The sequence below is a fragment of the Streptomyces chiangmaiensis genome (assembly GCF_036281785.1).
GTDB classification, from domain to species: Bacteria; Actinomycetota; Actinomycetes; order Streptomycetales; family Streptomycetaceae; genus Streptomyces; species Streptomyces chiangmaiensis.
In genome coordinates, this window is record NZ_JAYWVC010000099.1 from 22,732 (window position 1) to 29,450 (window position 6,719).

The 6,719-nt window shown below is 70.6% G+C and carries 9 protein-coding genes; 4 read left to right on the forward strand and 5 right to left on the reverse strand.

Features of this window, described 5'->3' with window-relative positions:
• Positions 1-118: 118 nt before the first annotated feature.
• Together cofC and VXC91_RS25220 are read left to right on the forward strand one after the other, a co-directional pair.
• Entirely contained in the window at positions 119-766 is a 648-nt protein-coding gene (gene cofC / locus VXC91_RS25215; RefSeq protein WP_329509614.1) for a 2-phospho-L-lactate guanylyltransferase, read from the forward strand.
• 67 nt (positions 767-833) lie between these two features.
• Positions 834-1,037 (forward strand): hypothetical protein, encoded by a 204-nt coding sequence (locus tag VXC91_RS25220; RefSeq protein WP_329509615.1) that lies wholly within the window; start codon positions 834-836, stop codon positions 1,035-1,037.
• 75 nt (positions 1,038-1,112) lie between these two features.
• On the opposite strand, the gene VXC91_RS25225 is transcribed toward VXC91_RS25220, so the two are convergent.
• From VXC91_RS25225 to leuC, 4 genes are all read right to left on the reverse strand, one after another.
• The gene (locus VXC91_RS25225) at positions 1,113-1,742 is read right to left on the reverse strand and encodes an HU family DNA-binding protein (RefSeq protein ID WP_329509616.1); all 630 of its coding nucleotides are present in this window, start codon (positions 1,740-1,742) and stop codon (positions 1,113-1,115) included.
• Positions 1,743-1,868: 126 nt separating this feature from the next.
• Positions 1,869-2,099: an SCO5555 family protein gene (locus VXC91_RS25230; RefSeq protein WP_329509617.1), complete on the reverse strand. Its 231-nt coding sequence runs from the start codon at positions 2,097-2,099 to the stop codon at positions 1,869-1,871.
• Between the two features lie 263 nt (positions 2,100-2,362).
• Positions 2,363-2,956 (reverse strand): 3-isopropylmalate dehydratase small subunit, encoded by a 594-nt coding sequence (gene leuD / locus VXC91_RS25235; protein WP_329509618.1) that lies wholly within the window; start codon positions 2,954-2,956, stop codon positions 2,363-2,365.
• Between the two features lie 6 nt (positions 2,957-2,962).
• Entirely contained in the window at positions 2,963-4,393 is a 1,431-nt protein-coding gene (leuC, locus tag VXC91_RS25240) for a 3-isopropylmalate dehydratase large subunit (protein ID WP_329509619.1), read from the reverse strand.
• A 191-nt stretch (positions 4,394-4,584) separates the two neighbouring features.
• Here leuC and ndgR point away from each other — a divergent pair, with 191 nt between their 5' ends.
• Entirely contained in the window at positions 4,585-5,301 is a 717-nt protein-coding gene (gene ndgR / locus VXC91_RS25245; RefSeq protein WP_055493538.1) for an IclR family transcriptional regulator NdgR, read from the forward strand.
• A gap of 78 nt (positions 5,302-5,379) precedes the next feature.
• Here ndgR and VXC91_RS25250 read toward each other — a convergent pair whose 3' ends face one another.
• The gene (locus tag VXC91_RS25250; protein WP_408057465.1) at positions 5,380-5,889 is read right to left on the reverse strand and encodes a DUF4188 domain-containing protein; all 510 of its coding nucleotides are present in this window, start codon (positions 5,887-5,889) and stop codon (positions 5,380-5,382) included.
• A gap of 108 nt (positions 5,890-5,997) precedes the next feature.
• On the opposite strand from VXC91_RS25250, the gene VXC91_RS25255 reads away from it, so the two are divergent.
• Complete coding sequence (locus VXC91_RS25255; protein WP_329509621.1) at positions 5,998-6,642, forward strand: MerR family transcriptional regulator; 645 nt, start codon at positions 5,998-6,000, stop codon at positions 6,640-6,642.
• The last annotated feature ends 77 nt before the right edge of the window (positions 6,643-6,719 follow it).

Consider the following 6,719-nt stretch of genomic DNA (forward strand, 5'->3'; position numbering starts at 1 on the left):
CCACGGCCGTTGGATGGCGCTTCGCGCCCCTTGCCCACGGGCCGGGCGCCGGACGGCGGTCACGCCCCACCGTCGAACCAGGCGACAATGGGCGCGACAACACAGGGACGGAGCACTCGTGCAGTGGACCTTGGTCATACCCCTGAAGGCCCTTGCGCGGGCCAAGAGCAGGCTCTCGGACGCCGCGGCGGACGGAGTGCGTCCAGGGCTCGCCCTGGCCTTTGCGCAGGACACGGTGGCCGCGGCTCTCGCCTGTGCCGCGGTACATGATGTGGCGGTCGTCACGGACGACCCGCTCGCCGGACGGGAGCTGGCGGCCCTCGGCGCCCGGATCGTCGGGAACGAGCCTGCAGGCGGTCTGAACGCGGCGCTCGCGCACGCGGCGGCTGCCGTACGACGACTGCGTCCGGGCGGCGCGGTGGCGGCCCTGAACGCCGACCTCCCCGCATTGCGCGCCCCAGAATTGGCCCGGGTACTCGGCGCCGCCGCCGAATTTCCCCGCGCTTTTCTGCCCGACGCCGCAGGAATCGGTACGACACTGCTGGCCGCGACGCCGGGCCGGGAATTGCTGCCCGCGTTCGGCGCGGATTCGCGAATGCGTCACCTGGCCTCGGGTGCCGTGGAACTCGCTCTCGGCGCCGTGGACTCCGTGCGTCAGGACGTGGACACCGGCGACGATCTGCGCGCGGCGCTGGCGCTCGGTGTGGGGCCGCGCACGGCGGCGGTGGCGGCACGGCTGCTCATCCCCGGCCGGCACGGCGGTTGACGCGACGGGGGGTCCTCGGCCCGAGACGGCCCGGGGACGCGCTCGGAACGGTCGATAGGCTGCCGTCATGCAGGCGACGGCGTACACCTACGACCCCGAGACGCGCACCGGTCAGGTGCTGCTCGACGACGGCACCCCCGTCCCCTTCGACGCGCAGGCGTTCGACGCGGGCGGACTCAGGCTGCTGCGCCCGGGGCAGCGGGTGCGGATCGAGACGGAAGGCGAGGGCGAGGCCCGGCGCATCACGCTGGTGACCCTGCAGACGTTCTGACCACCTCCTGGACACACCGCGGGCCGGGCTCCCCCTGGGAGCCCGGCCCGGCGCGTAAGTGCCCGAGCGCCCCGATCAGCTGCGGGCGGTGGCCTTCTTGGCGGTGGTCTTGCGTCCCGTCGACTTCTTGGCCGGGGCCTTCTTCGCCGGGGCCTTCTTGGCCGCCGCCTTCTTGGCGGTGGTCTTCTTCGCCGCCGCCTTCTTGGCGGCCGCGGTGGTCTTCTTCGCCGCGGCCTTCTTCGCCGTGACCTTCTTCGCCGTGACCTTCTTCGCAGGGGCTGCCTTCTTTGCGGCGGCCTTCTTCGCAGGGGCCGCCCTCTTGGCGGTGACCTTCTTCGCCGCGGCCTTCTTGACCGTGGCGGCAGCGCCGACCTGGAGGCTGCCCTTGGGAGCCTTCTTGACGGCGACCTCACCACCGCGCGGGAGCTTCTTCGTGCCGCTGACCAGGTCCTTGAAGCCCTGGCCCGCGCGGAAGCGCGGCACAGAGGTCTTCCTGACCCGAACCCGCTCACCGGTCTGGGGGTTGCGGGCGTAACGGGCCGGACGCTCGACCTTCTCGAACGAACCGAAGCCGGTGACCGAGACCCGGTCGCCTCCGACGACCGCGCGGACGATGGCGTCCAGGACCGCGTCGACAGCATCGGCGGCCTGCTGGCGGCCACCCATCTTGTCGGCAATCGCTTCTACGAGCTGCGCCTTGTTCACGTCTTCCCCTTCGGAGACATCGCCAGAACGAAAGTGTTCAAGCTTTTTCGCACGTTAGGCAGATATATACCGCAAATCAAACACGAAACGGGCTTATCACCCTTGTGCCGCACCGACCCGGCTGCCTCAGAGTTCCTCTTCGGGGATTCGGTCCTCGTCGAGGTCGGTCATGAACCGCTCGAGACGCCTGGTCGCTTCGGCGGGATCGTGCTTGGCCGCGGCCGTAATGACCAGCAGCTTCCGGGTCAGCGCCATCCGTACGCCCTCCGGGACTTGCAGTGCGCGCACCCTTGCGTGCGCTTCCTTGAGTTGGGCCGCGACCGCCGTATAGAGCTCGAGTTGGCCGTCGTTGTCCATGCACAGATTGTGCCATCTGGGGCGAGTTGTCGCCCCCGCTGGGGGCAACTACCGTCTTCTCCGGGCCTTCCGCGCGCCCCGGAACGTCGCGACCGCGGAGTCCGCATACCGGGGCAATGTCCTTTGTAGCCAGGGGAGTTGGCGGCTCGCGAGGCGGCGCGCCGGAGGCGTCCGGCAGCAGAAACGGCTGTACCCCCAACCGTCCACGATTGGGGGTACAGGCAGTGTTGCGGTGGCCGAAACCAGCCCTTGCGGGCCGGGGGTCAGACCTGGAGCGTCCGCGGCTTGTACGAGGGGCGCCCCGTCTCGTACGCGGCGATGTCGGCCTCGTTCCGGAGGGTGATGGAGATGTCGTCGAGACCGTTCAGCAGTCGCCAGCGAGAGTTCTCGTCCAGCTCGAAGGCGGCGGTGATGCCCTCGGCGCGCACCTCACGCGCCTCGAGGTCCACGGTGACCTCAGCCGTCGGGTCCTTCTCGGTGAGCTCCCACAGGGCGTCCACGATCTTCTGCTCCAGGACCACCGTGAGCAGCCCGTTCTTGAGGGAGTTGCCACGGAAGATGTCGGCGAACCGAGCAGAGACGACGGCCTTGAAGCCGTAGTTCTGCAGCGCCCAGACGGCGTGCTCACGGGAGGATCCGGTGCCGAAGTCCGGGCCCGCGACCAGCACCGTGGCGCCCCGCCGCTCGGGGCGGTTGAGCACGAACTCGGGGTCCTTGCGCCAGGCCTCGAACAGCCCGTCCTCGAACCCGTCGCGGGTCACCTTCTTGAGCCAGTGGGCGGGGATGATCTGGTCGGTGTCGACGTTGCTGCGGCGCAGCGGGACGGCCCGGCCGGTGTGCGTGGTGAATGCTTCCATGACTTCTCAGACTCCAGCGGGCGTACGAGTGTCGGCGTCGGACAGGTCGGCGGGGGACGCCAGGTGGCCCAGCACCGCCGTCGCGGCGGCGACCTGCGGCGAGACCAGGTGCGTGCGGCCGCCCTTGCCCTGCCGGCCCTCGAAGTTGCGGTTGGAGGTGGAGGCGGAACGCTCCCCCGGGGCCAGCTGATCCGGGTTCATGCCGAGGCACATGGAACAGCCCGCGTGCCGCCACTCGGCGCCGGCCTCCTTGAAGATCACGTCCAGGCCCTCGGAAACAGCCTGCAGGCCCACGCGCGCGGAGCCCGGGACGACCAGCATCCGTACGCCGTCGGCGACTTTGCGGTTGTCGAGGATCGCGGCCGCGGCGCGCAGGTCCTCGATGCGGCCGTTGGTGCAGGAACCTACGAAGACCGTGTCCACCTTGATGGAGCGCAGCGGCTGCCCGGCGTCCAACCCCATGTACTCCAGGGCCTTTTCCGCGGACAGGCGCTCCGAGGCGTCCTCGTACGAAGCAGGGTCGGGGACGGACGCGGAAAGCGGCGCACCCTGGCCCGGGTTGGTGCCCCAGGTGACGAACGGCGAGAGCCCGGCCGCGTCGATGCGCACCTCGGCGTCGAATACCGCGTCGTCGTCGGTCCGCAGGGTCTTCCAGTAATCCACCGCGGCGTCCCACTCCGCACCCTCGGGGGCGTGCGGACGGCCCTTGAGGTACGCGAAGGTGGTCTCGTCCGGGGCGATCATGCCCGCGCGGGCACCGGCCTCGATCGACATGTTGCAGATGGTCATCCGGGCCTCCATCGAGAGCTTCTCGATGGCCGGGCCGCGGTACTCCAGGATGTAGCCCTGGCCGCCGCCGGTGCCGATCCGGGCGATGACGGCCAGGATCAGGTCCTTTGCCGTGACACCGTCGGGCAGCTCGCCGTCGACCGTGATGGCCATGGTCTTCGGGCGGGCCATGGGCAGCGTCTGGGTCGCCAGGACGTGCTCGACCTGGGAGGTGCCGATACCGAACGCCAGCGCGCCGAACGCACCGTGCGTCGAGGTGTGCGAGTCACCGCAGACGACCGTCGTGCCGGGCTGGGTCAGGCCCAGCTGCGGGCCGACGACGTGCACGACACCCTGCTCGACGTCGCCCAGCGGGTGCAGGCGCACACCGAACTCGGCGCAGTTCTTGCGCAGCGTCTCCAGCTGGGCGCGGGAGACGGGGTCCGCGATGGGCTTGTCGATGTCGAGGGTGGGGGTGTTGTGGTCCTCGGTTGCGATGGTGAGGTCGAGCCTGCGCACCTGGCGTCCGCTCTTGCGCAGACCGTCGAAGGCCTGCGGGCTGGTCACCTCGTGCAGCAGGTGCAGATCGATGTAGAGAAGGTCGGGCTCGCCCTCGGCGCGCCGGACGACGTGGTCCTCCCAGACCTTCTCTGCGAGTGTCCTACCCATCGCTTTCCCTCCGGCCGGCGAAAACCTGCGCCGGCCCAACTCGAGATCTTCAGGTGGCAGCGCCCGTACCCCCGGTTCCCGGGCGTGTGCCGCCGGGCCCGTTGGTGCGCGGGCCGCCGTGACTTCCAGGGTGGCGGGTTCCTCGGGAAATTGAACTTGCGTTTCACAGAGTGAGACGTGAGTATCGTTGCATGGACAACAGTAGCGGCGTCGGCGTTCTGGACAAGGCGGCCCTCGTCCTGAGCGCTCTGGAGTCCGGTCCGGCCACCCTCGCGGGCCTGGTCGGCGCCACCGGACTGGCACGACCCACGGCCCACCGCCTGGCCGTGGCGCTGGAACACCACCGCATGGTGGCCCGTGACATGCAGGGCCGTTTCATTCTCGGGCCCCGCCTTGCCGAGCTGGCCGCGGCGGCCGGCGAGGACCGCCTGCTGGCGACGGCGGGCCCCGTGCTGACCCACCTCCGCGATGTCACGGGCGAGAGTGCGCAGCTCTACCGCCGCCAGGGGGACATGCGCATCTGCGTCGCCGCCGCGGAACGCCTGTCGGGCCTTCGGGACACGGTCCCGGTCGGGTCCACGCTCACGATGAAGGCGGGCTCCTCGGCGCAGATCCTGCTGGCCTGGGAGGAGCCCGAGCGGCTGCACCGCGGCCTGCAGGGCGCCCGCTTCACGGCGACGGCCCTGTCCGGGGTACGGCGCCGTGGCTGGGCCCAGTCCATCGGGGAGCGCGAACCGGGCGTGGCGTCCGTCTCCGCCCCCGTACGCGGCCCCTCCAACCGTGTGGTGGCCGCTGTCTCCGTCTCCGGGCCCATCGAGCGTCTGACGCGCCACCCGGGCCGGATGCACGCCCAGGCCGTCATCGACTCGGCCGCCCGCCTCTCCGAGGCACTGCGCCGCTCGGGCTGAGCGGCCCGTGCGTCACCGGAAAGGGGCAGGCCTCAACGCCGCGGCGGGCCCCCTTCCGGAAAGCGGCGGCACCGCGCCCTACGCCGAAGGCGGCGCCCCCTGCTCGGCCTTCGCCGCGCGGTACGCGAACCGGTCGCTCGCCCGTCGTCCCCGCCTCTCAAGGGGGAGGACGCCGTGCGCGGCGGCGAGCCCGAAGGGCGGCATGTCACCGTAGATCGACTCGTACGAGCCCTCCGGCACCACATAGGTCTCGTGCCAGATCCCCACGTGCTGCCGCAGCTTCCCCGCCTTCTCCTTGCGGTTGATCGTCGCCCAGGCCCGGTGGTGGAACATGTCGGACGCCGACGCGTAGGTGTACAGCTTCTCCTTGGACTCCCAGTACTGCACGACGTAGTACGTCCGCGGGGAGGCCGTCAGCAGGACCTGGCCGAGCAGACCACGCCCGGGCTGCTTCGTGAGCTCGCGCAGCATACGGGGCATCGCCAGGAACACCGGCAGCCAGTGGTGCACCGCCCAGAAGTGGTTGATCCGCATGCCGATGAGCAGGACGACCACGTCCCCTTCGGCGGCTGCGGTGGTACGGCTCACGGACGTGGGCTTCCCGAACACGGCGTCCCCCTCGGCAGGCTTGGCTAGCGGCGCTATCCGACAACGCGGTGCTTGGATAGTGACGCGACCCAAGGAAAGGCGCAAGGGATGCGGCTGGCGGAGCTGAGCGAGCGGAGCGGTGTGTCCACCGCGACGATCAAGTACTACCTGCGGGAAGGGCTGTTGGCGCCAGGCCGCCAGGTGAACGCGACGACCGCCGAGTACGACGAGAGCCATCTGCGCCGGCTGCGGCTGGTGCGGGCGCTGATCCAGGTGGGGCGGATACCGGTCGCGACGGCCAGGGAGGTGCTGCGGCACGTGGACGACGAGTCGCTCGGCCGCACCATCCGCCTGGGCGCGGCCCTGTGGGCGATGCCGCAGGGGCCGGAGCCGGACGAGGAGGATCCCGCGGTGGTGGCCGCCCGGCGCGAGGTGGACGCACTTCTGCGGGCGCTGGGCTGGGAGACCGCACACGAACTCGCCACCTTGTCCCCCGTGCACCGGTCGCTGGTGGTCGCGGTGGCCGCCCTGATCCGGCTCGGCTATCCCTGCGACGCCCAACTCATGGCCCCGTACGCGGAGTTGATGCACCAAGTCGCGCGGCGCGATCTCGACATGCTGCAGACGCACGCGGCGGAGAAGGAGAAGGTCGAGACGGCGGTCGCGGCGGCCGTGCTCTTCGAGCCGGTACTGCGCGCGCTGCACCGGCTCGCGCAGGAGGAGGAGTCGGCGCGGCGCTACGGTCTGGAATGACCCGCACCAAGCGGCCTCCGGCATCGGGACCCGGAAAGCCGTAGAGCCCCCACCGATGTGGAGGCCCTACGATTCAT